Here is a 23,124-nt window from a genome sequence, read left to right as displayed (position 1 = left end):
GACGCCGCCTCCGGAGGAAGTCTGATCAGAAGCGTGCGGTACCAGTCAGCGAAAAGACACGCCCGTTCTTGTAGATGGCGGTCGGCGCGCTTGGCGTGCTGCTGTACTGATAATAGGTCTCGTCGAGCAGGTTCGACGCGTTGGCGGTGATCCGGAAATGCTCGTTGATGTTGTAGGACGCCGAGAAGTCGAGCTGGCGATAGGCGTCGGTATAGTTCGACGACTGCAGGCGACCGAAGCCGTAGAAATACTTCGAGCGGTAATTGTAGCTCAGGCGCGCCTGGAACGGGCCCGATTCGAAGTAGGGCACGATGTTATAGGTATCGCGCGAGAGATACGGCAGGCCCTGGCCCGAGGTGCCGGTGTCGGCACTGGCGAAGGTGTAGTTCGACTGGATGCCGAAACCCCAAATGAGGTTGGCCTGGGCGGTCAGCGAGAAGCCGGTTACCGATGCCTTGCCACCGTTCACCGGCCGCGACACGCTGTAGGTATAGGTGTTTCCGGTCAGCTGGTTAGTGATCTGCTGCTCGACCGTTTGGTTGCCGATATAGTTGGTGATGTCGCGGTAGAAGACCTCGCCCGAGAAATAGCTGGCCGGTGCGAAATACCATTCCGCCGACAGGCCGAAGTTGGTGGCGGCATAGGGCTTCAGATCGGGGTTGCCGCCGCTGCCGGTGCGCTGCGTGTCGTCGAGCGACAGCGAGCCGGCGAGATCGCTGTACCGCGGACGGGCGATGACCTTCGCCGCGGCGGCGCGCAGGACGACCGAGCTGCTGGCGTCGTAAGCGACGTTGACCGAAGGCAGGAAGCGATCGTCGGTGCGCGGTGCGACGACGAGCGCCGTCTGATTGTTCGACGAGAGATAATAGGACGAGATGTCGCGGGTGCGGACGAAGCGCCCGCCGATATTGCCGCGGAACTTGCCCGCGGCGTAATCGAGCTGGACATAGCCGGTGCCAATCCGCTCCTGCACCTTGAAGAACGATCCCGTGTCGAGCGCACGCGTGACGTTGAGCGTACCCGCAGCGGTCAGCGCCTTGATCGCATTCTCCTGGGTCAAGGTCGCATAAGGCGTGCCGTTGCCGGACGTCGACAGGCCGTCATACACGCTGCTGTCGAGCGTATAGGCGCCCAGGTCGGCAAGCGTGAAGAAGTTGTTGGTGAAGGTCGCGCCACCGTAGGTCGTCTGCTGGTTGTTGTGCACGTTGACGCGCACGCCGAAGTACAGCTTCTTGAAGAAGCCATCGAGGTCGTGCGTGAAGTCGATTTGACCGAATTTCTCCTGGTCGACGGTGTTGTCCGCGGAGGTGATGCCGCCGATCTGCGCACCGTAGAAGCCCGCGCCGTTGGTCTTGGCGAGCACCGCGGCTTCCGTCTGGAGGCTCGATTCTGCCGGCGAGGTGCTGATCCACTGCGTGCCGTCGCTCGCCGGATAATCCCAGTTGAGCAGCGTGTTGCGGCCGTTGGCGCCAACCGTAAAGCCCTGACGCGTGCGGAAGTTCAGCAGATATTCGGGGTCCTTGCCCCCCGTCGCGCGGGTATAGCCGCCGTTGCCGGTGACCTTCCACCCGCCGTCCAGATCCCAGTCGAACAGGGCCGTATAGCTTTGGTTCGAGATGCGCGTGCGGCGGAAGTTGGTGTCGAGTTCACCCATCCAGGTCTTGCTGGTGCTGGGCTGGGCGGCGAAGGTTGCCGACGTGATCAGGCCGTTGCTGATCGTCGCCGCGGTCAGCTGCGACCCGCGGACGTTGTAGCTGTATTCGGAATTGCTGAAGTTGTCGTAATTACCCTTGATGACGATCGCATTGGCGGTCAGCGTGAAATTGTCCGCCGGTTTGAACTGCATCGTGCCGGTGAAGCCGAGACGCTCGCGCGTCTGCTGGAAATATTCGTGAGCGAGGAACGCAGGCAGACGAGCGGTCTGCAGATCAGCGATCGTTCCACCGGTGATCTTCGCATTCGGGTTCTGCAGGACGGTCTGACCGGCAGCGTTAGTCGTGGTAAACTGGCTGCCGGTCAAATAACCGTAGACAGCAACGCCGGCGCGGGCGAGGTTTTCCTTGTCATAATTGACCGAGCCGAGGATCGCGAAGGTGTCGCTGGCATTGTGCCAGCTGTACAGCGCGGAGCCGCGGAAATTGCCCTTGTTCGAACGGTCGTTGTATTCGTAGCCGCCGGTTGCGGTCAGCGTGTTCGGCTTGAGGTCGAGCGGCTTGCGCGTGACGATGTCGACCGTGCCGCCGATGGCGCCTTCCTGGATACGCGCTTCCGGCGTCTTGTAGACGACCGCCTGGCTGATGATCTCCGGCGACAGCAGCGAATAGTTGAACGTGCGGCTCGACCGGTCGCCGGGGTTGCCGCCCCAGTCGGCGGACGCGATCGAATGGCCGTCGATCAGGACGCGGTTGAGGGCGGGCTCGACGCCGGCGATGGAGACCTGCTCGCCTTCGCCGAACTGGTGGTCGACAGTGACGCCGGGCAGATGCGACAGCGATTCCGCAACGTTGGTGTCGGGGAATTTGCCGACGTCCTCCGCGCTGATCACGTCGGTGATGGCGTTGGTCGAGCGCTTGGTTTCGATCGCGTCCTGAAGACTCTTGCGGATGCCGCGGACGACGATGTCGTTATTCTGCCCGACCGCGCTTTCGTCCTGCGTCTGGGTAGGTGCATCGACAGTCTGGGCATGGGCGGTGCCGGCAAGGCCCGCGAGAGCGGTGGTCACGAGGATGACGTGGCGCAGACGCATGGATGAATCCTCCCCCAATAAAGGTCGCGGGCGCACCCCGGGCGGTGGGCCCCAAAAAAGCGATGCCGTCATCACCGGCGGCATGTTCCGTCCCTGCGTCGGCGAACCCGCTTCCGGGGCGCGTCCGACAAGTTACTGTATACGTATGTATACCAATCCATACCCAAGACGCTACCAGAAAAACTGCATTATTGTTTCAGGAATAGGATTGGCCCTACACCTCGTGCAAATCGCACCGGAATGCGTAGAAGCGGATAGGCTGGCGGGCGCTGCTGACGATATGGCGGTCGCCCGATGGGAGGGATGATGACGGGAGGGGGGCGTGACGGCCGAATCGGTCTGGAGATTTGCGTTGATTCGGTGGCGGGGGCACGAGCCGCCATCGCCGGCGGCGCCGACCGGATCGAATTGTGCGCCGCGTTGGCGCTCGGCGGGCTGACGCCGTCGCAGGGACTGGTTGCCGCGGTGCTCGCGATCGCCGGCCCGGCCGGTATTCCGGTGCACGCCATGGTGCGGCCGCGGCCAGGCGACTTCGCCTATGATGCGGATATGCTCGCCCTTGCATCGGCGGAAGCGGCGGCATTGCGGACGCAGGGCGTGCAGGGCCTCGTATTCGGTGCGGCGCGCGACGGCATGCTCGACGTAGCCGCCTTGCGGGCTTGGGTCGACGGCTTGGCGCGGCCGGAGGCGCCGCCGGCGCTGACGTTGCATCGCGTGGTCGACCTGCTCGACGATCCCGCCGCCGCCGTGGAGCCGGCGATCGCGATGGGATTTTCCCGCATCCTGACATCGGGCGGAGCGCCTTACGCGGCCCTCGGTGCGGCGACGATCGCCAGGATGGTCGCACGTGCCGACGGTCGCTGCTCGATCATGGCGGGGGCGGGGGTGCAGGCCGATAACGTCGCGGCCTTGATCGCTGCGACCGGCATCAGGGAGGTGCATGGCTCCGCGAGCGGCGCCGCATGGCCGGAGGACGAAGCATCGTCGAGGCTGGGCTTCGGGCCCAACCCTAGGCTCACCGACATCAATGCCGTCGCCCGACTGAGGCACGTCATTGACGAGATAACCAATATAGGACAAATGGCATGTGGACCGCGATCCTGCGTCGATCGTTCCCCGTTCCGCTCGTTCCATGCCGATGCATTCCGCAGCGGCCAGCTAGGAGTCGTCGATGACCTTCGTGAGCAGGATCGGGAGCTTCCGGCAGGACAATCCGTCGCCGCTCTACCTGCAATTGCAGCAGCTGATCCGCGACGCGATCGCCGCGGACGTGATCGCCCGCGGCGATGCCATTCCTGCCGAACGCGATCTCGCCACCGATTACGGCGTGTCGCGGATCACCGTGCGCAAGGCGATCGAGGGGCTGGTCGAGGAAGGCCTGCTGACCCGGCGGCGTGGCGCGGGCACGTTCGTCGCGGGGCGGGTCGAGAAGAGCTTCTCCAAACTATCCTCCTTCACGGAGGATATGATCGCGCGCGGACGCGTGCCGAGCAGTGCCTGGATTTCGCGCAACACCGGCATCGTCAGTCCCGAGGAGTCGATGGCGCTGTCGCTTTCGCCCGGCGAGCCGGTCTATCGGTTCCAGCGTCTGCGCTGTGCCGACGATGTGCCGATGGCGCTCGAATTGTCGACCATGGCGGGGTTCAGCCTTCCGTCCATCGATGTCGTCGGCACCTCGCTCTACGAGGCGCTGACCCAGACCGGGCATCGCCCGGTGCGGGCGCTGCAGCGGCTGCGCGCAGTGCCGTTCGGCACCGACCATGCCCGGATGCTCGGCGTCGATCCGGGCTCGCCGGGGCTGCTGATCGAGCGGCGCGGCTTCCTGCGCGACGGCCGCGTCGTCGAGTTCACCCGCTCCTATTATCGCGGCGACAGCTACGATTTCGTCGCCGAACTCGCCGACGGCTAAGCTTTTCGAGGATTGAACCGACGTGACTACCGCGACCGCCGAAACGCTGATGCGTGCCGAAACCCGGGAAGCCGGTGCCGCCGTCGCACGCCTGCTCGCGCGCAATGGCGATCGCCTCGCCGCGCTCGGCGAGCAGTTGCGCGCCCAGCCCCCGGCGGTGGTCGTCACCTGCGCGCGAGGTTCGTCGGACCATGCCGCGACCTATGGCAAATATCTGATCGAGACTTTGGTCGGCGTGCCCGTCGCGTCGGCTGCTCCCTCGGTGGTGTCGATTTTCGACGCGCCGGTCGCGACGCAAAGCGCGTTGTGCGTCGCGATTTCGCAGTCGGGGCGCAGTCCGGACCTGTTGGCGACGGTTGAGGCCTACCGCCGCGGCGGTGCGGCGGTGGTGGCGCTAGTCAACGACGAGGAATCGCCGCTGGCGACCGGCGCGGATACGTTGCTGGCGCTGAGCGCCGGTGCGGAGCGTTCCGTCGCAGCGACCAAATCGTGCATCGCGGCGATGGCCGGGCTGGCCGCGCTGGTCGCCGCCTGGTCGGACGATGCGGCGTTGAAGGCGGCGCTCGCCGATCTGCCCGCGATGCTCGACGCGGCCGTCGCACGCGACTGGAGCGCCGGAGTCGAGCCGCTGGCGGACGCGCGCCAGATGTTCGTGATCGGCCGCGGTTACGGCTTCGGCGCCGCGCAGGAATGCGCGTTGAAGCTCAAGGAAACCTGCCAATTGCAGGCCGAGCCGTTCAGCGCCGCCGAAGTCCGCCATGGTCCGATGGCGATCGTCGGCGAGGGGTTCCCGGTGCTTGCGCTCGCCACGTCCGACGCGGCCGGCGAGGATGTGGTCAGCGTCGCCCGCGCCTTCGCCGAGCGTGGCGCGACGGTGCTGCGCGCGCATGCCGGTGATCTGTCGGGCACGTTGCCCGCCGCCGCCGCGCATCCGGCGATCGAGCCGATCCTGATGCTGGCGAGCTTCTACGGCATGGCGGAGCGGCTGTCGCGGCGTCGCGGTCTCGACCCCGATCAGCCGCCGCACCTCGCCAAGGTGACCCGCACGCTATGACGACGCTTCATCGTTACGTGAACGGCCACATCGTGGTCGGCGACGAATGCTGGACGGGCGTCGAGATCGCGGTGGCGGGCGATCGTATCGCCGCGCTGCGCCCGCTCGCCGCGGACGCGCCGGACGCGATCGACCTGGCCGGCGGCTGGATCATGCCCGGCTTCGTCGATACGCAGGTCAACGGCGGCGGTGGCGTGCTGTTCAACGACGAGACCACTGTCGACGGCATCACCGCAATCGCCGCCGCGCATGCGCGCTATGGCACCACCGCCCTGTTGCCGACGCTGATCAGCGATACGCCCGACCGGATCGCGCTGGCGCTGGACGCCATGGATGCGGCGATCGCCGCGGGCGTGCCGGGCATCGTCGGCGTGCACATCGAGGGGCCGTGGCTCAACGTCGCGCGCAAGGGCATCCACGATCCCGCGCGCTTTCGGTTGCTCGATGACGAGATGGTCGCGCTGCTGACCCGGCCGCGGCGCGGGCGGGTGATGGTGACGCTCGCCCCCGAACTGGCGGGGATCGCGCAGATCGCGGCGCTGGCCAAGGCCGGCGTGCTGGTCAGCGCGGGGCACAGCGAGGCACCCTACGATACCGCGGTCGCCGCGTTCGACGCCGGTCTTACCGGCATCACCCATCTGTTCAATGCGATGCCGCCGATGGTGCAGCGTGTGCCGGGCCTGGTCGGCGCGGCGCTCGACGATCCGCGGCCGTGGTGCGGGCTGATCGTCGATGGCGTCCATGTCGCCCCGGCGGTGCTGCGCGTGGCGATCGCCGCACGCGGCCTCGACCGGATGATGCTGGTCACCGACGCCATGTCGTCGGTCGGCGCGGCGGATAAGGATTTCGTGCTGCAGGGGCGGGCGATCCATGTCGCCGACGGCATCTGCGCCTATGAGGATGGGACGCTTGCCGGCTCCGACCTCGACATGGCACAAGCCGTTGCCAACGCCATGGCCATGCTGGGGCTGGATCCGGCGGCAGCGGCACGGCTCGCGGCCGGCAACCCGGCCGCGTTCCTGGGCCTGTCCGGGGAGCGCGGCATGCTCGCCCCCGGCTTAAGGGCGGACTGGGTACAATTGACGACGGCGATGGCGCCAGTCGTGACAACCATCGGGGGGCGACAGGCATGACGATCGACCGGCGCGGGCTGCTTCTCGGAACATCCGCCGCCGGTCTGACGATCGCCCTGCCGTTCCGCGGCGACGCGCGCAGCCTGACCTATGGCGAGGCCGGGGCGCTGCCGATGCCGCCGGTGGCCACGACGCTGCCGCCGCCACTGCCGGTTGTCGATCCGTCGCGCATCGGCTTCGATACCGGCTGGCTGTTCCACCTCGGCGACCTGCCGTTCGCGCCGCCCAAGGATCACGAGCAGACCTATTTGCGCGCCAAGGCTGGCAATGCGCCCGGCGCGGCCGCGCTCGCCTTCGACGACAGCGACTGGCAGGCGGTGGCGCTGCCGCACGATTGGGCCAGCTTCCAGCCGTTCGTCGAGACGGCGAACATCTCGCAGGGCTATCGGCCGCGCGGCATCGGTTGGTACCGCCGCACCTTCCGCCTCGATCCCGCCGATCGCGGCCGCTATCTGGAACTGCAGCTCGACGCGATCGCGACCAATGCGACGATCTGGGTCAATGGCAGCACCGTCGCGCACAATTGGTCCGGCTATAACAGCGTCTATATCGACATCACGCCGTTCGCGCGCTTCGGCGACGAGCCCAATGTGATCGCGATCCGCGTCGATGCGGACGCGATGGAGGGCTGGTGGTACGAAGGCGCCGGCCTCTACCGTCATGCCTGGCTGGCGCGGCGCGCGCCGGTATCGATCGTCACCGACGGCGTCCATTGCGATCCGCGCCGCGGCGACAGCGGCTGGCATGTGCCGGTCACCGTCACCGCGCGGTCGATCGAGGCGACGGGCGTGCCGATGGTGGCGCATGCGCGACTGCTCGATCCCGCCGGCGCGATGGTCGCCGAGGCGCGGTCGCAGCCTGTCACGGTGCCGACGCTGGACAGCGCCGACCTTGCGCTCGACCTCGCCGTGGCATCGCCGTGCCTGTGGTCGGTCGATCAGCCGACGCTCTACACCGTCGAGGTGACGCTGGAACGCAACGGCGCCGCCGTCGACAGCCGCCGTGTCGCGGTCGGCTTCCGCACGCTGCGCTTCGACGCGGACAAGGGGCTGTTCGTCAACGACGTGCCGGTCAAGCTGAAGGGCGTCTGCCTGCACCAGGACCATGCCGGTGTCGGCGTCGCCGTGCCGGATGCCCTGCTGCAATGGCGGCTGTCGCGGCTGAAGGACATGGGCTGCAACGCGATCCGCTGTTCGCACAACGCGCCGGCGACGGCCTTGCTCGACCTCGCCGACCGGATGGGCTTCCTCGTCATGGACGAGAACCGCAACTTCAATCCTGCGCCCGACTATATGGCGCAGCTGGAATGGCTGGTGCGCCGCGACCGCAATCATCCCAGCGTCATCCTGTGGTCGGTGTTCAACGAGGAGCCGATGCAGGGCACCCCGTCGGGCGTCGAGATGGTGCGCCGCATGGCCGCCGCGGTCCATCGCCTCGACGGCAGCCGGCCGGTCACCGCGGCGATGAACGGATCGTTCTTCGAACCGGTCAACGTCTCGACCGTGGTCGAGGTGATGGGGTTCAATTACTATCAGCGCGACTATGATCGGTTCCACGCACTCAACCCGGCCAAGCCGACGACCAGTTCGGAAGATACCAGCGCGTTCATGACGCGCGGCGCCTATGCGACCGACAAGGCCGCGCATGTCGTCACCTCGATGGACACCGAGGCCGCGCCCTGGGGCGCGACGCATCGCGAGACCTGGAAGCAGATCGCGGCGCGGCCGTTCGTCGCCGGCGGCTTCGTTTGGACCGGCTTCGACTATCACGGCGAGCCGACGCCCTATGATTGGCCAACGATCGCCAGCTTCTTCGGCATCCTCGACCTCTGCGGCTTTCCCAAGACTGCCTATGACATCCATCGGGCGCATTGGATCGACGATCGGGCGGTCGTTTCCATCGCGCCGCACTGGACCTGGCCGGGCCGCGAGGGGCAGCCGATCGCACTGCTCGTCATGTCGAACGCCGAGCGGATCGAGCTGCGCCTCAATGGCAAGCCGGTGGGAGAAGCGGCGGTCGACCGGATCATGGGCAACAGTTTCAATGTGCCTTATGCGCCGGGGACGATCGAGGCGATCGCCTGGCGCGGCGGACGGATCGTCGCGCGCGCGGCACATACGACGACCGGCCGACCGGTGGCGCTGCGGCTGACGCCGGCGCGGCGGGTGATGGTCGGCGACGGCGAGGACGCGCAGCCGTTCAGCGTGGATACGATCGATGCCGCGGGTCGGCACGTGCCGACCGCCAACCTGCCGGTCCGTTTCGCGATCGAGGGCGGGACGATCATCGGTCTGGGCAACGGCGATCCCAACAGCCACGAGAGCGAGAAGGGCGATGCGCGCTCGCTGTTCAACGGCCTGGCGCAAGTGATCGTCCGCGCCGAGGCGGGTCGGGGGCCGCTGACCCTGCGGGCGACGGCGGCCGGACTGAAGCCGGCGCAGATCCGCGTCGACCGGCTGGCCGGTCCGATCCGCCCACAGGTGCCGCCGCGCGCGACCGAGACGCGGGTCGAGCGCTGGCGGGTGTCCCCGCTGCAGGCGATGCGACCGGATGCGGCCCTCGCCCCCGGTGCCGGCGACAACAACAGCTGGGCATGGGTGCGAAGCGGCGTCGCGACGCCGGCCGAGCCGGCAGCGGGCTGGCGCGTCTATCGCGCCAAGGTGACCCCGCTGCGTAGCGTCATGCAATCGGGCGGCACGATCCGCTTCGCCAGCATCACCGGACGGGCGACCGCCTTCGTCGACGGTGCGTCGGTGGGCAGCAAGACCGACGCCGCCGCCGGGCCGCTGGTGGCGAGGATGCCGCCAGGCGCGGGCGAGCGCACCGTGACGCTGATCGTGGAGGCGGCGGCCGGGGCACCGGCGGGGATCACCGGCGGGGTCGGCGTCGCCCGGTCGTGAGCCGCGGCGTGACCGCTCCCGTTGCATTGCGGCGTCTTGTCCGTAGATCGTGAGCCGACGACGGCATAGCGCTTGTCCAGGACGATGTGCTTGCCGCCTCGTGGAGCCGACGCTTCCGTTGGATCGGCGGCCCGTCTTCGGAGCTGCCGCCCGAGCATCTCCTTGATGCCGGAGCGAACCTGCTGACGATCGTCACAAAATGGTCTTCAATAGGTATTGTTCTGGCGACGGTATCGGATACGATGCGCCGATGCGACAGACCATGATGCAGCGATGACCAATGTGATGGTGAGGGCGCCGCTGGACGGCTGGGCGATGGCCTTGGGCAGCGTGCCCGATCCAGTCTTCGCCGGTGGCATGATGGGGGGCGGTCTCGCGATCGATCCGACCGGCGATACGCTGTACGCACCCTGCGATGCACGCGTCGCGGCGATCCATGCGGGGCGCCATGCAGTCACGCTCGACGCGGGCAATGGCGTCCAGATCCTGCTGCATCTCGGCATCGACAGCGTCACGTTGGGCGGCGCGCCGTTCACCATGCTGGTCGCGATCGGCGACCGGGTGGGTGCGGGCGATCCCCTGGTCCGCTTCGATCTCGACGCCCTGGTGCGCGGTGCCGCCGCTGCGGCGACGCCGGTGCTGGTCGTCGAGCCGGATGGGGCGACGATCACCGATCTCGCCGCCGAGGGGCCGATCCGGGTCGGCGACCCGCTGTATCGCGTCACGGCCGCCGACACGTCGGGCGCCGCCGCGACTGCGACCGGCGAGACGCTCCGCCACGCCATACGCGTGGGCCTGCCGCACGGCCTGCACGCGCGACCGGCTGCGCGGATCGCCGCCGCGGCGCGGGACAGCGGCGCCGAGGTGGCGTTGCTGCATGGCGACGATCGGGCGGCGGCGACCAGTCCCGTCGCCCTGCTTTCGCTCGGTCTCGCGCATGATGCGGCGGTGATGATCGAAGCGAGGGGGGCGGGCGCCGCCGCGGCGATCGCGGCGATCGTCCCGCTGCTGACGGCCGAAGTGCAGGGGGATGTTCCGCTCCGATCTTCGCCGGCTCCCGTCGCGCCCGCTCCGGTCGACCCCGACGCGATGGTCGGCGTCGCGGCCGCGCCGGGGCTGGCGATCGGCACCGCCTGCTGGCTGAGGCCGGCCGAACCAGATTTGCCCCCGGCCGCCACGGTCGCAGAGGAACAGGCGCGGCTCGACGCCGCCCTGCACAGCGTCGGTGCGGCGCTCGCCGCGCCCGCGGGCAGCCCGCAGATCGCGGCGGTAATGGCCGCGCACCGCGCGATCCTCGACGATCCCGACCTCGTCGCCGACGCCCGGCGGCGGATCGATACGGGGGCATCCGCCGCGGCCGCGATCCTTGCCGCGGCGGAAGCGCAGGGGGCGCGGCTCCGCGCATCGGGCAATGCCCGCGTCGCCGAGCGTGCCGACGACATTCGCGACGTCGCGCTGCGCGTCGTCTATGCGGCGCTCGGAACGCAGCCCGCCGCGCTGACGCTGCCGCAGGGCGCGATCCTGCTCGCCGAGGATCTGCTGCCGTCGCAGCTCGCCGCGCTCGATGCCGCGCGGCTGGCCGGGATCGCGGTCGCCGGGGGTGGCCCGACCTCGCATGTCGCGATCCTCGCGGCGGGCATGGGCGTCCCGATGGCGGTGGCGCTCGGCCGGCCGCTCGACGGCGTCGACGATGGGGCGAGCGTGATCCTCGACGGGGATGCCGGCACCTTGGTGGCCGAACCCGACGCCCGGCGCCGCGCGGCGGCGGTGGCGACGATCGAGGCGCGGGCGGCGGCGGAAGCGACGGCCCGCGCCGCGGGTGACCGGCCGGCGACGACGCGCGACGGCACGCCGATCGCGGTCTATGCCAATCTCGGCTCGGTCGACGATGCCCGCGCCGCGGCGGCGCAGGGGGCCGAAGGCTGCGGCCTGCTGCGGACCGAATTCCTGTTCCTCGACCGCAGCGCGCCGCCGTCGGTCGACGAACAGGCGGCAGATTATGCCGGCGTGGTCGCCGCGCTCGGCGGCAAGCCGGTGGTGATCCGCCTGCTCGACGTCGGCGGCGACAAGCCGGCGCCTTATCTCGATCTGCCGGCGGAGGAGAATCCGGCGCTTGGCGTGCGCGGCATCCGCGTCTCGCTCGCCCAGCCGGCGCTGCTCGACGCGCAGTTGCGGGCCATCCTGGCGGTGCCGGATCGCGCCGCCTGCCGGATCATGGTGCCGATGGTCGCCAGCGTCGGCGAACTCGCCACGGTGCGCGCCGCGCTCGATCGCCTGCTCGCCGAGATCGGCGGCCCGCCGGTGCAGCTCGGCGCGATGGTGGAGACGCCGGCAGCCGCTGCCACGGCAGATTTGATCGCGGCAGAGGCCGACTTCCTGTCGATCGGCAGCAACGACCTCACCCAATATGTCCTGGCGATGGATCGCGGCAATCCGGCGCTCGCCGCCGGGATCGACGGCCTGCACCCGGCGGTGCTGCGGCTGATCGCCACCACCTGCGACCTTGCCGCCAGGAGCGAGACACCGGTCAGCGTCTGCGGCGGCCTTGCCGCCGACCCGCTCGCCGCGCCGATCCTCATCGGGCTGGGCGTGCGCACCCTGTCGGTGCCGCCGGCGCGCGTGCCGGCGACCAAGGCCCTGGTTGCGACGCTCGATGGGGCGGCCGCCGCCGCCCACGCCCGTGCCGCCCTTGCCGCCGACGGGCCCGCCGCGGTCCGTGCGCTCGCCCGCGCGTTTAGCCAGGAGTCCCGCTGATGCCGCGCGGCCTGCCCAATCCGATGACCTTCCTGCAGCCGCTCGGCCGTGCGCTGATGCTGCCGATCGCGGTGCTGCCCGTCGCCGGGCTGCTGCTGCGGCTCGGCCAGCCCGACCTGCTCGACATCGCCTTCGTCAGCGCGGCGGGCGATGCGATCTTCAACCATCTCGGCCTGCTGTTCGCGGTCGGCGTCGCCACCGGCTTCGCGCGCGACGGCAATGGTGCTGCGGCGATGGCGGGCGTGGTCTGCTATCTGGTGATCGGCAACAGCGCGCAACTGTTCTTCGTCGTACCGCCCGGCACCGTCCCCACCGGACTGGCGGACACGGTCGCCGCGACGCTGGCGGCGGCGTGGAAGGCGGCGGCGGTCGACAAGCTGCAGGTTCCGATCGGGATCGTCGCGGGCCTGGTCGGCGGCGGCTTCTACAACCGGTTCTCGACCGTCAAGCTGCCCGACTATCTCGCCTTCTTCGGCGGGCGGCGGCTGGTGCCGATCCTCGCGGGTTTCGCCGGCCTAGCGATCGGCGGGCTGCTCGGCCCCAGCTATGGCGCGATCAGCGCGGGCGTCGACGCGCTCAGCCAAGGCGTCGTCGCGGCCGGCGGCTGGGGTCTGTTCGCCTTCGGCGTGCTCAACCGGCTGCTGATCGTCACCGGCCTGCACCACATCCTCAACAATGTCGCCTATTTTGTCGTCGGCGATTTCCACGGCAAGACCGGCGACCTGACCCGCTTCTTCGCCGGCGATCCGGCCGCGGGCGGATTCATGAGCGGCTTCTTCCCGGTCATGATGTTCGGCCTGCCCGCCGCCTGCCTCGCCATGTACCGCAGCGCGCTGCCCGAGCGGCGCAAGGCGGTCGGCGGCATGCTGCTCAGCCTGGCGCTGACCTCGTTCCTGACCGGCGTCACCGAGCCGATCGAATTCAGCTTCATGTTCCTCGCGCCGGCGCTCTATCTGCTCCACGCGTTGCTGACCGGGGTGGCCGAGGCGTTGATGAACGCGCTCGGCGTCAAGCTCGGCTACGGTTTTTCCGCCGGACTGTTCGACTATGTCCTCAACTTCGGCAAGGCGACCCGGCCGCTGCTGCTGCTGCCGATCGGCGCGCTCTACGCCGTTCTGTATTATGGCCTGTTCCGCTGGGCGATCGTCCGCTTCGACCTGAAGACGCCGGGACGCGAGCCGGTCGACGCCGAGACCGCGGCCGTGGCGGCGCCGAAGACGGCGGATGCCAAGGCGGCGGCGTTCGTCGCGGCGCTTGGCGGCGCCGCCAACCTGCAAGCGGTCGACGCCTGCACGACCCGGCTGCGGCTGGTGGTGGCGGACAGCAACGCCATCGACGAGCCGCGGCTGAAGGCGCTCGGCGCACGCGGCGTGCTGCGCCCGTCGCCCACCGCCGTCCAGGTGATCGTTGGCGGCATCGCCGATGGGCTGGCGATGGACATGCGCGCGACGCTCGACGCCGCGCCGACGGATGGGTCGGCGGCGGCAGCGGCGCCGGTCACACGGATCGAGCTGCCAGCGGCGCTGGCGCTGGCGCTGGGCGGCGAGGGTAATGTCGTCGAGGCGTCCCGGCATTCCGGCCGCTATCGGGTCCGCGTCGCATCGCGCGCCGCGGTGAACGAAGCGACGCTGGCCGACGCCGCGCGCCTGGTCGCCTGGCCGGCCGACGATGTCGTTCACCTTCTGATGTGACCGCCACCCCGCTAGCGGGACAATCTCAGCCGGCCTTCGGCAGGGTCAGCCGCGCCGCCAGTCCGCCGCGCGGCGCCTCGTCCAGCGTCAGCGCACCGCCGTACAGTTCCGCCAGTTCGGCGACGATCGCGAGGCCAAAGCCGTAGCCTTCGCCGCGCTCGTCGATCCGCACCCCCGGTTGCAGCGCCTTGGCGCGCGCATCCGGGGCGAGGCCCGGCCCGTCGTCCAGCACCGCGACTTGCCAGGCGCGCTCCGCCGCCACCGTCGCGATCTCCACCATCCGGGTTGCATGGCGACAGGCATTGTCGACGAGATTGCCCAGCATCTCCTCAAGATCCTGCCGCTCCACGGCGACCGTCGCGTCGTCCGCCACGGTCACTTCGACGGCGATCTGCCGTTCGGCATGGATATGGCGCAGCGCATCGGCAACGTCGGTGGCCACCTCGCCCAGCGAACTGCGCGCCCGCTCGCCCGCCGACGGAGCGGCGCTGCGCGCACGCCGCAGATGGTGCGCGATCCTGCCGTCGAGTTCCGCGACCAGTGCCCGGGCCTCCGCCGATGCGCCGTCCCGCTCCAGACGCAGCGCCAGCGTCGCCAGCGGCGTCTTCAAGCCATGCGCCAGGTTGGCGACATGGTGGCGAGCATTGGCCAATCCCGCGGCGTTCTGGGCGATCAGCGCGTTGATCTCTTCGGCCAGCGGCACCAGTTCGCGCGGCTGGTCGAGCGGCAGCGCCGCGTCGCTGCCTGCCCGCACCCGCGCCACCGCCCCCTGCAACGCGCGGATCGGCCGCAGGCCCAGCCGCAATTGCACCCAGGTTGCCGCTGCCAAGCCGGCGCCGAGCAGCGCCAGCGCGATCGCCAACGTGCCGCGCGCGGCCAGCAATGGTCGTTCGACCAGCGCGCGCGGTGCGCCGGCGACGATCTCCGCACTTCCGCCGCCGATCGGTACGACCAGTCGGCGCAGGTGGATGCGGCGCCCGTCCGGGTCACGCCCGTCGCCTGGTGCGATGCCCGCGGCGGGTGGCAGGGCAGGAGGACCCGCCAAGGGCGGCCCGCCGCGCGGCTGGGCGTCGGCGATCGGTGCGCCGCACTGCCAGGAGCCGGCGACGCTGCGGACCCGCCAGCCCCAGCCCGATCCCGGCGTGTCGAAGCCGGGCAGATCGGCGACCCGTGCCGGATCGAGGCGCCCGTCGGGCGTGATCGCACGCGCCAGCATGCCGACTTCGGCATCGAGCCGCTCGTCGAGGCCCTGCATGACGAACCGCTCCAAGACGCCGCCGATCGTCACGCTGGCGAAGGCGAGGGCGGCGATGCCGCTGACCGCGGCGATCAACAGCAGGCGTGCGTGCAGCGACAGACGCGTCACGCCGGATTGCCCTCACCCGCGGTCAGCCGATAACCGCGACCGCGCACCGTCTCGATCATCTCCGCCCCGATCTTGCGGCGGAGCCGTGCGACGATCACCTCGAGCGAGTTGGAATCGTTGTCGGCATCATATTCGTAGACGCGTTCGATCAACTCGCCGCGGTCGACGACGACCTCGCGGCGCAGCATCAGCGCCGACAGCACGCGCCATTCGAAGGCGGTCAGCTTGAGCGGCAGGCCATCCAGATCGAAATGCCCCAATTGCGTGTCATAGCCCAGCCGCCCGCAGGTGATCCGCGCGGCCGCATGCCCCGCCGCACGGCGAACCAGGGCGCGCAGCCGCATCACCACCTCCTCGATACGGAACGGCTTGGTCAGATAATCGTCGGCACCCGCCTTGAAGCCCGCGACCTTTTCCGACCAGGCGTCGCGCGCCGTCAGGATCAATACCGGCAGATCGCGCCCCGCCTTGCGCCAGGCGGCCAGCACCGACAGACCATCGACCTTGGGCAGGCCGAGATCGAGCACCGCCGCATCATACCGTTCGGTGTCGCCGAGATGCAGCCCGTCCTCGCCGTCGCGCGCGACGTCGACGGCGCAATTTTCCGCCCGCAGCGCGCGTGCGATCTCGCTTGCCAGCGCCTCGTCGTCTTCGACCAGCAGAATACGCACCGAATAGGTCCCTCTTCGACAGGCTGCGCCTATTGCGCCAACCCAAACCCAATCTGAACGATCCGGTTCAGCCTGGCCGCGACCCGAATCACCTATACCGGCCTTCGTCACCAAGAACGAAGGACAGTCACCATGAAGACGTTCGCTTCCTCCAAGACTCGCTTCGCCCTGGCCGGCGTGGCGCTGCTGCTCGCCGGCGGCGGCGTCGGCTCGGCGATCACCCATGCCGTCCAGCCCGAGCGGGTGATGGCCGCCGCGCCGCCGGTGCGGATCGCGTCGCTCGCCAATCTGCAGGCGCCGCTGATCGGCGCGCCGATCGCCACCGTGCGCGGCCGCATCGTCGAACAATATGGTCGGCGCGTCGTGCTCGACGACGGCAGCGGTCGCGTGCTGGTGGAAACCGGCCCGGATCGCGCCGGCGGCCCCAGCTTCGCGATCGGTCAGACGATCACCGCGCAGGGGCGCTACGACCAGGGGTCGATCCATGCGATCTATCTGATCGGCGCCGACGGCCGCGCCTATGCCGCCGAACCGCCGCACGGTTCGCACCCGGGTCCGGGCGGTCCGGAAGGCCCGCGGCCGCCGCACGGCGATCGCGGCCCCGGCGACGGCGCGCCGCCGCCTCCGCCGCCGGCCAGCGGCGCTCCGGCCCCCGTGCCTGGCGCGGCACCGGTCCCGACGGGGGCTCCGGCTCCTGCCGCCGCACCGACGGCGGCGCCTGCCGCCACGGCCCCGCGCGCCTGATCACGTAGCCGCAGGAAAAGGCGCCGTTCGGTACGCTACCGGGCGGCGCCTTTCGCTTTAGGTTGTCGGGACGGCGGCTTATGCTGCTGGAATGGGGGAAGAAACGGCCGGACAGGCGGAACGGGTCGGGGGTGACATCGAACGCGGTGCCGCCGACAGCGAGCGGCTTCAGCTCGCGCTCGCCGCCGGCGCGATCATCGGCACCTGGTTCTGGGACCTGCCGAACGACCGCTTCACCATCGACGCGCAACTCGCCGAGGCCTTCGGTATCGACCCGGCGCTCGATCGCGAGGCGCTGACCTTCGATCAGATCGTCGACACCGTCCATCCCGATGACAAGCCGGGGCTGATCGCCGCGATCGGTGCGGTGATCGCGCGCGGCGGCGCCTATGCCCATCAATATCGGGTGCGCCGTGCCGATGGCGCCTACCATTGGATCGAGGCCAACGGCCGCGTCGAAATGGCGGCCGATGGCACGGCGCAACGCTTCGCCGGCGTGCTGCTCGACGTCGGCCACCAGCGGGCGATGCAGGCGGAGCGGGATCGCGCCCATGCGCTCGCCGCCGCGATCGTCGAGGCGGTGCCGGGCGTCGTCTACGCCAAGGACCGGCAGGGGCGGATGCTGCTCGGCAATGCCGGCACCACTACGCTAATCGGCGTGCCGCCGGAACGCTATCTCGGCCGGACGGATGCCGAATTCCTCGCCGATCCCGAACAGGCGCGGCGGATCATGGCGACGGATCGCCGCATCATGATGACGGGCGTGCTCGAACAGGTCGAGGAGGAGGTCAGCCTCCCCGACGGCGAGTCGGCGATCTGGCTGTCGACCAAGGCGCCGCTGCGCAATGCTGCGGGCGAGGTGATCGGGCTGGTCGGATCGTCGCTCGACATCACCGCGCGCAAGCGGATCGAGCAGGAGCGCGAGGCGCTGAACGAACTGCTCGAAGGTCGCGTCGCCGCCGCCATCGCCGAACGCGAGCAGATCGAGGAGGTGATGCGCCAGGCGCAGAAGATGGAGGCGGTCGGCCAGCTGACCGGCGGCGTCGCGCACGACTTCAACAATCTTCTCACCATCATCCGCTCGTCGGTCGATCTGCTGCGGCGGCCCGACCTGCCCGACGAGCGCCGCCGCCGCTATCTCGACGCGGTGTCGGACACGGTCGACCGCGCCGCCAAGCTGACGCGGCAGTTGCTCGCCTTTGCACGGCGGCAGGCGCTGCGACCCGAGACCTTCGATGCTTGTGCCAAGCTCGACGAGGTCGGCGACATGCTCGACACGCTGACCGGCGCGCGTGTCGACATCGCGCTCGATCTGCCGGGCACCCCCTGCTTCATCCACGCCGACGTCAGCCAGTTCGAAACCGCCTTGGTCAACATGGTGGTGAACGCCCGCGACGCGATGGACGGCAGCGGCACCATCACGCTGCGCGTGGCGGCGGACCGCCCGCTGCCGCCGATCCGCGGCCACGGCGGCGGCGGCGGCCCGTTCGTCGCCGTGTCGATCGTCGACCGTGGCGAAGGGATTCCCGCCCATCATCTCGCCAGCATCTTCGAACCGTTCTTCACGACCAAGGGCGTCGGCAAGGGCACCGGCCTCGGCCTCAGCCAGGTGTTCGGCTTCGCCAAGCAATCGGGCGGTGACATCGACGTCGACAGCGTGGTCGGCGAGGGCAGCCGTTTCACCCTCTACCTGCCGCAAGTCGGGGCGCCGATGCCGCAAGTCGAGGCGGTCACCGCCACCGCCGCGCTGCGCGGGCAGGGCAGCCGGGTGCTGGTGGTCGAGGACAATGTCGATGTCGGCGCCTTCTCGTCGCAAATCCTCGCCGACCTCGGCTATGACGCGGATTGGGTGACGAGCGGGGAATCGGCGCTCGCCGCGCTGGGGGCGAATGGCGCCGGCTATGACGTCGTCTTTTCCGACGTGGTGATGCCGGGGATGGGCGGGCTGGAACTCGCCCGCACGTTGCGCGAGCGGTGGCCGACGCTGCCCGTGATCCTCGCGTCGGGTTACAGCCACGTGCTGGCGGAGGACGCCGATCACGGCTTTCCGCTGCTCCACAAGCCCTATTCCGCCGAGCAATTGTCGGGTGCGCTGCGCGCGGTCCTTCGTAGCGGCGCCTGATCGGCGGCGTCAGCGGCCGCGGTCGGCTGCCAGCTGTTCGGCGGCGACGCGCTGCAGCGACGCGGCGAGATCGGGTGACAGTCCCAGTTCGTCCGCGGCGCGCTCGCCCGAACCCAGGCTGCGCGGATCCACCCCGGTCACCCGCCCGAACACCATCAGCGCCTCTAGATAATAGCCGGCGATGCTGGCGTGATATTGGTCGTACGACCACAGATTGACCTGGCCGTAGGTGATGCCGTCATAGGGGTCAGGATCGGCGACCGCCGTCGCCATCGCGCGCGTCCAGGCCTGACCGACGGCGACGACCTCGCTCGCCCGGTTGACGCGGCGGGCGCGATCGGCCGCGACGCGCAGATCGTCCGCCATCGCCGCGATGCCGCGCCCGTACCAATGGCCGCCCGGCCGGTAGGTCTGGTCGGCGCGGCTCCATGTCGCTGTCAGCGCGATACGGACGTTGGGGTTGCGGCCGCGGAACAGCTCCGCCAGCCGCCCGACCGCGGCGATATAGCGGGTCGGATCGCCCGGCCGCTCGCGGTCGAGTGTGCTGAACTCCTGCAGCACCACCGTATCCCATGGCCGATCGAACAGGTGCCGCCGCTCGTCATAATGCCAGGCGAGGCTCTGGCCGCCCTGCGTCTCCAGGCTGACCGCATAGCGCAACCCGGCCTGCTCGGTAAACGCCTTGAACAGGGCGGGCACGCCGCCATAGCCCTGACCGGTCAGGTCGGTGACGCGGTCGGCATGCCAGTTGCGCACCGCCGAATGCGCGCCCTGCGTGAAGCTGTTGCCGATGAACAGGATGGTGCGCGGCGTCGCGGTCACCGGCGGCGGCACGATCCGCTGCCCGTTGCGGGCGAGCGCCGGCGCGGGGGCGACGAGGACGGTGGCGGCGATCAGGGCACGGATCATGACGGGGGCCATGCCAGATCGGAAGGGCGGGGGGCAATATCGGCCCGTCCCGCCGTCGGCGACGGATCGGTGCAGCCCGATGACGCCCGTGCGATCAGCCGCTATCAGCCCGGGCATCATGTCGCGTTTCCACCAGGACGACCTTGCCCGCCTCGCCGCCGTCGATCGCCTGCGCCAACTGCGTCCGCGGGCCGGGATCGACTTCGCCTCCAATGACTATCTCGGCCTTGCTGCCTCGTCTCGGCTGCGCGAGGCGGTGGCGGAAGCCCTGGCGCGCGGCGTCGCCGTCGGCTCGGGCGGCTCGCGGCTGCTGCGCGGCAACGATCCGGAACATGAAGCGCTGGAGGCGGAGGCGGCGGTGCATTTCGGCAGCGAGACGGCGCTGTTCTTCGCCACCGGCTTTGCCGCCAATCAGGCGCTGTTCGCGACATTGCCGCAGCCGCAGGACCTGATCGTCCACGATGCCCATGTCCACGCCAGCGCGCACGATGGCATGCGCCTCGGCCGCAGCCCGCGCGTCGCCGCCGCCCACAATGACGCCGACGCCTTCGACGCCGCCATCCGCCGCTGGCGCCGCGACGGCGGAACCGGCACGCCGTGGATCGCGGTCGAGAGCCTCTATTCGATGGACGGCGACGTCGCGCCGCTGGACGATCTGGCTGCCATCGCCGATCGCTACGACGCGATGCTGGTCATCGACGAAGCCCATGCCACCGGCGTGTTCGGGCCGGAGGGTCGCGGCCTGGCGCACCGGCTGCACGCACGATCCAACGTCGTCACCCTGCATACGTGCGGCAAGGCCCTGGGGGCGGAAGGGGGCCTGGTCTGCCTGTCCGCGACCCTGCGCGATTTCCTGGTCAATCGCGGCCGCAGCTTCGTCTTCTCGACCGCGCCTTCGCCGCTGATGGCGGCGGCGGTGCGCGAGGGCTTGCGCATCCTCGCTGACGAGCCGGAGCGACAGGTTGCGCTGCGCGCCCTCGTGACCCACGCGGCCGACCGGCTGACCTCGCTCGGCATCCCGGCGACGGGCACGCAGATCGTCCCGGTCATCCTCGGCAGCGACGGTGCCGCGGTCGCGCGGGCCGCGGCATTGCAGGCGGCCGGGTTCGACATACGCGCGATCCGGCCGCCGACGGTCGCGCCGGGCACCGCGCGGCTGCGCCTGTCGATCACGCTCAACGTCGATGCGGCAGCGATCGACGCCCTGGGCGACGCCCTCGCCGCCGCCCTGGAGGAAGCATGACCACGATCGTCGTCACCGGTACCGACACCGACGTCGGCAAGACTGTCTTCGCTGCCGCGCTCGCCGGTGCATTCGGCGCACGCTACTGGAAGCCCGTGCAGGCGGGGGACGACGACGGCACCGACCGCGAACGCGTCGCCCGGCTCGCCGGCTTGCCGTCCGACGCACTGCTGCCCGAGGCCTATCGACTGCGCACGCCCTGTTCGCCGCATCGCGCCGCGCAGATCGACGGCGTGACGATCGATCCGGCACGGCTGGTGCTGCCGAGCGTCGACGGTCCGCTGGTCGTCGAAGGTGCCGGCGGCGTGCTCGTGCCGCTGAACGACGACATGCTCTACGCCGATCTGTTCGCGCGCTGGCAGGCACCAGTCGTGCTGGTCGCCCGAACGCAGCTCGGCACGATCAACCACAGCCTGCTGTCGATCGAGGCGCTGCGGACGCGGGGCGTGCCGATCCTCGGTATCGCCTTCATCGGTGACGCGCAGGAGGATAGCGAGGCGACGATCGCACGAATCGGCGCGGTGCGCCGACTCGGCCGCCTGCCGCGCCTCGATCCGTTGACGCCCGCCGCCCTCGCCACGGCCTTCACGGCCGCCTTCGACGTTCGGGATTTCGCATGACCGATTCGCCCATCTGGCATCCCTTCACGCAGCACGGGCTCGGCGAGCCGATCCCGCTCGTCACCCATGCCGAGGGGGCGGCGCTGTTCACCCGCGACGGGCGCAGGATCGTCGATGCGATCTCGTCATGGTGGGTGACGACGCACGGTCATGCACATCCCCGGATCGGCGCCGCGATCGCCGAACAGGCGGGGCGGCTCGACCAGATCATCTTCGCCGGTTGGACGCACGAGCCGGCCGAAGCGGTCGCGCGCAGCCTCACCGCGATCATGCCGCCCGAGCTGACGCGCGTCTTCTTCAGCGATTCGGGATCGACCAGCGTCGAAGTCGCGCTGAAGATGGCGCTCGGCTATTGGCTGCATCGGGGCGAGCCGCGGCATCGCATCCTGGTCCTCGAACACGGCTATCACGGTGACACGATCGGCGCGATGTCGATCGGCGCGCGCGGCGCGTTCAACCGCGCCTACGAACCGTTGCTGTTCGACGTCGCGACCATTCCCTTTCCGGCGGCGGGGCGGGAGCAGGCGGCGCTGGATGCGCTCGCCGCCGCCCTGCGGGAAAGCCCGGCCGCACTGATCGTAGAGCCGCTGATCGTCGGCGCGGGAGGCATGCTGACCTATCCCGCCTGGGTGCTTAGCGAAATGCGCCGGCTGTGTGCGGATGCGGGTGTGCTGTTCATCGCCGACGAGGTGATGACCGGCTGGGGCCGCACCGGCACGCTGCTGGCGTGCGAGCAGGCCGGCGTCGTGCCCGACATTCTGTGCCTGTCGAAGGGGCTGACCGGCGGCGCGGTGCCGCTGGCCGTGACCATGGCGATCGAGCCCATCTATCAGGCGCATTACGCCGCCGACCGATCGCGGATGTTCTTCCACTCGTCCAGCTACACCGCCAATCCGATCGCCTGTGCGGCGGCGGCGGCGAACCTCGCCATCTGGCGCGAAGAGCCGGTGCGGGAACGGATCGCGTCGCTCGCCGATCGCCAGCGCACGCGGCTGGCCGCTTTGGCGCAGACGCCCGGCGTCGCCAATCCGCGCCAGCTCGGCACGATCGCCGCGGTCGACCTGCCGGGTGGCGACGGCGGCTATCTGTCCGAACGGTCGCCGAGACTGCTCGCCTTCTTCCGCGAGCGGGGTCTGCTGCTCCGGCCGCTCGGCACGACGGTCTATGTCATGCCGCCCTATTGCATCGGCGATGACGACCTGGATGCGATCTATGCGGCGATCGCCGAGGCGGCGGCCCTTTGAAGCATCGCCCCGATCAAC

At 69.8% G+C, this 23,124-nt stretch carries 16 protein-coding genes and 1 pseudogene; 12 read left to right on the top strand and 5 right to left on the bottom strand.

Features of this window, described 5'->3' with window-relative positions; genetic code table 11:
* Window positions 1-25: 25 nt before the first annotated feature.
* A complete protein-coding gene (locus ACU5AX_RS07325; RefSeq protein WP_446690250.1) occupies window positions 26-2,746 on the bottom strand; it encodes a TonB-dependent receptor in 2,721 nt (906 codons plus the stop codon).
* 294 nt (window positions 2,747-3,040) lie between these two features.
* Between ACU5AX_RS07325 and ACU5AX_RS07320 the strand changes: the two are divergent.
* Window positions 3,041-3,640, top strand: a pseudogene (locus ACU5AX_RS07320) (copper homeostasis protein CutC); the annotation flags it as partial.
* Here ACU5AX_RS07320 and ACU5AX_RS07315 read toward each other — a convergent pair.
* Window positions 3,550-3,765, bottom strand: coding sequence for a hypothetical protein (locus ACU5AX_RS07315; RefSeq protein ID WP_446690249.1), 216 nt, complete (start codon window positions 3,763-3,765; stop codon window positions 3,550-3,552). The pseudogene ACU5AX_RS07320 and the gene ACU5AX_RS07315 sit on opposite strands and share 91 nt — an antisense overlap.
* A 152-nt stretch (window positions 3,766-3,917) precedes the next feature.
* Between ACU5AX_RS07315 and ACU5AX_RS07310 the strand changes: the two genes are divergently transcribed.
* From ACU5AX_RS07310 to nagE, 6 genes are all read left to right on the top strand, one after another.
* Entirely contained in the window at window positions 3,918-4,655 is a 738-nt protein-coding gene (locus tag ACU5AX_RS07310) for a GntR family transcriptional regulator (RefSeq protein ID WP_198351988.1), read from the top strand.
* A 49-nt stretch (window positions 4,656-4,704) separates the two neighbouring features.
* Complete coding sequence (locus tag ACU5AX_RS07305) at window positions 4,705-5,709, top strand: SIS domain-containing protein (RefSeq protein WP_446690484.1); 1,005 nt, start codon at window positions 4,705-4,707, stop codon at window positions 5,707-5,709.
* A complete protein-coding gene (gene nagA / locus ACU5AX_RS07300) occupies window positions 5,706-6,842 on the top strand; it encodes an N-acetylglucosamine-6-phosphate deacetylase (protein ID WP_446690248.1) in 1,137 nt (378 codons plus the stop codon). The genes ACU5AX_RS07305 and nagA overlap by 4 nt, the downstream gene beginning before the upstream one ends.
* Window positions 6,839-9,742 (top strand): beta-galactosidase GalA, encoded by a 2,904-nt coding sequence (galA, locus tag ACU5AX_RS07295; RefSeq protein WP_446690247.1) that lies wholly within the window; start codon window positions 6,839-6,841, stop codon window positions 9,740-9,742. Before nagA ends, galA begins: the two co-directional genes overlap by 4 nt.
* Window positions 9,743-10,015: 273 nt before the next feature.
* Window positions 10,016-12,496, top strand: coding sequence for a phosphoenolpyruvate--protein phosphotransferase (gene ptsP / locus ACU5AX_RS07290; protein WP_446690246.1), 2,481 nt, complete (start codon window positions 10,016-10,018; stop codon window positions 12,494-12,496).
* Window positions 12,496-14,187 carry an N-acetylglucosamine-specific PTS transporter subunit IIBC gene (nagE, locus tag ACU5AX_RS07285; RefSeq protein WP_446690245.1) on the top strand — a complete coding sequence of 564 codons (1,692 nt, stop codon included), beginning with the start codon at window positions 12,496-12,498 and terminating at the stop codon, window positions 14,185-14,187. The genes ptsP and nagE overlap by 1 nt, the downstream gene beginning before the upstream one ends.
* A gap of 25 nt (window positions 14,188-14,212) precedes the next feature.
* Here the strand turns inward: nagE and ACU5AX_RS07280 are convergent, their stop codons facing one another.
* Window positions 14,213-15,553: a sensor histidine kinase gene (locus tag ACU5AX_RS07280; RefSeq protein WP_446690244.1), complete on the bottom strand. Its 1,341-nt coding sequence runs from the start codon at window positions 15,551-15,553 to the stop codon at window positions 14,213-14,215.
* Window positions 15,550-16,224: a response regulator transcription factor gene (locus ACU5AX_RS07275; protein WP_446690243.1), complete on the bottom strand. Its 675-nt coding sequence runs from the start codon at window positions 16,222-16,224 to the stop codon at window positions 15,550-15,552. The genes ACU5AX_RS07280 and ACU5AX_RS07275 overlap by 4 nt, the downstream gene beginning before the upstream one ends.
* A gap of 132 nt (window positions 16,225-16,356) precedes the next feature.
* On the opposite strand from ACU5AX_RS07275, the gene ACU5AX_RS07270 reads away from it, so the two are divergent.
* Entirely contained in the window at window positions 16,357-16,968 is a 612-nt protein-coding gene (locus tag ACU5AX_RS07270; protein WP_446690242.1) for a hypothetical protein, read from the top strand.
* A gap of 91 nt (window positions 16,969-17,059) precedes the next feature.
* Window positions 17,060-19,090, top strand: coding sequence for a hybrid sensor histidine kinase/response regulator (locus ACU5AX_RS07265; protein ID WP_446690241.1), 2,031 nt, complete (start codon window positions 17,060-17,062; stop codon window positions 19,088-19,090).
* Between the two features lie 9 nt (window positions 19,091-19,099).
* Here the strand turns inward: ACU5AX_RS07265 and ACU5AX_RS07260 are convergent, their stop codons facing one another.
* The gene (locus tag ACU5AX_RS07260) at window positions 19,100-19,999 is read right to left on the bottom strand and encodes an SGNH/GDSL hydrolase family protein (RefSeq protein ID WP_446690240.1); all 900 of its coding nucleotides are present in this window, start codon (window positions 19,997-19,999) and stop codon (window positions 19,100-19,102) included.
* A gap of 118 nt (window positions 20,000-20,117) precedes the next feature.
* Between ACU5AX_RS07260 and ACU5AX_RS07255 the strand changes: the two genes are divergently transcribed.
* Genes ACU5AX_RS07255 through ACU5AX_RS07245 form a run of 3 tightly spaced genes read left to right on the top strand, consistent with a single transcriptional unit; the run spans window position 20,118 to window position 23,106 of the window.
* Window positions 20,118-21,242 carry an 8-amino-7-oxononanoate synthase gene (locus ACU5AX_RS07255; protein WP_446690239.1) on the top strand — a complete coding sequence of 375 codons (1,125 nt, stop codon included), beginning with the start codon at window positions 20,118-20,120 and terminating at the stop codon, window positions 21,240-21,242.
* On the top strand, window positions 21,239-21,862 hold the full coding sequence (gene bioD, locus ACU5AX_RS07250; RefSeq protein WP_446690238.1) for a dethiobiotin synthase: 624 nt from the start codon (window positions 21,239-21,241) through the stop codon (window positions 21,860-21,862). The genes ACU5AX_RS07255 and bioD overlap by 4 nt, the downstream gene beginning before the upstream one ends.
* Window positions 21,859-23,106, top strand: coding sequence for an adenosylmethionine--8-amino-7-oxononanoate transaminase (locus ACU5AX_RS07245; protein ID WP_446690237.1), 1,248 nt, complete (start codon window positions 21,859-21,861; stop codon window positions 23,104-23,106). The genes bioD and ACU5AX_RS07245 overlap by 4 nt, the downstream gene beginning before the upstream one ends.
* The last annotated feature ends 18 nt before the right edge of the window (window positions 23,107-23,124 follow it).

The organism is Sphingomonas benefaciens (assembly GCF_052907485.1).
Note: the sequence above shows the minus strand (reverse complement) of the source record. Positions and strands in the feature narration are given on the sequence as shown.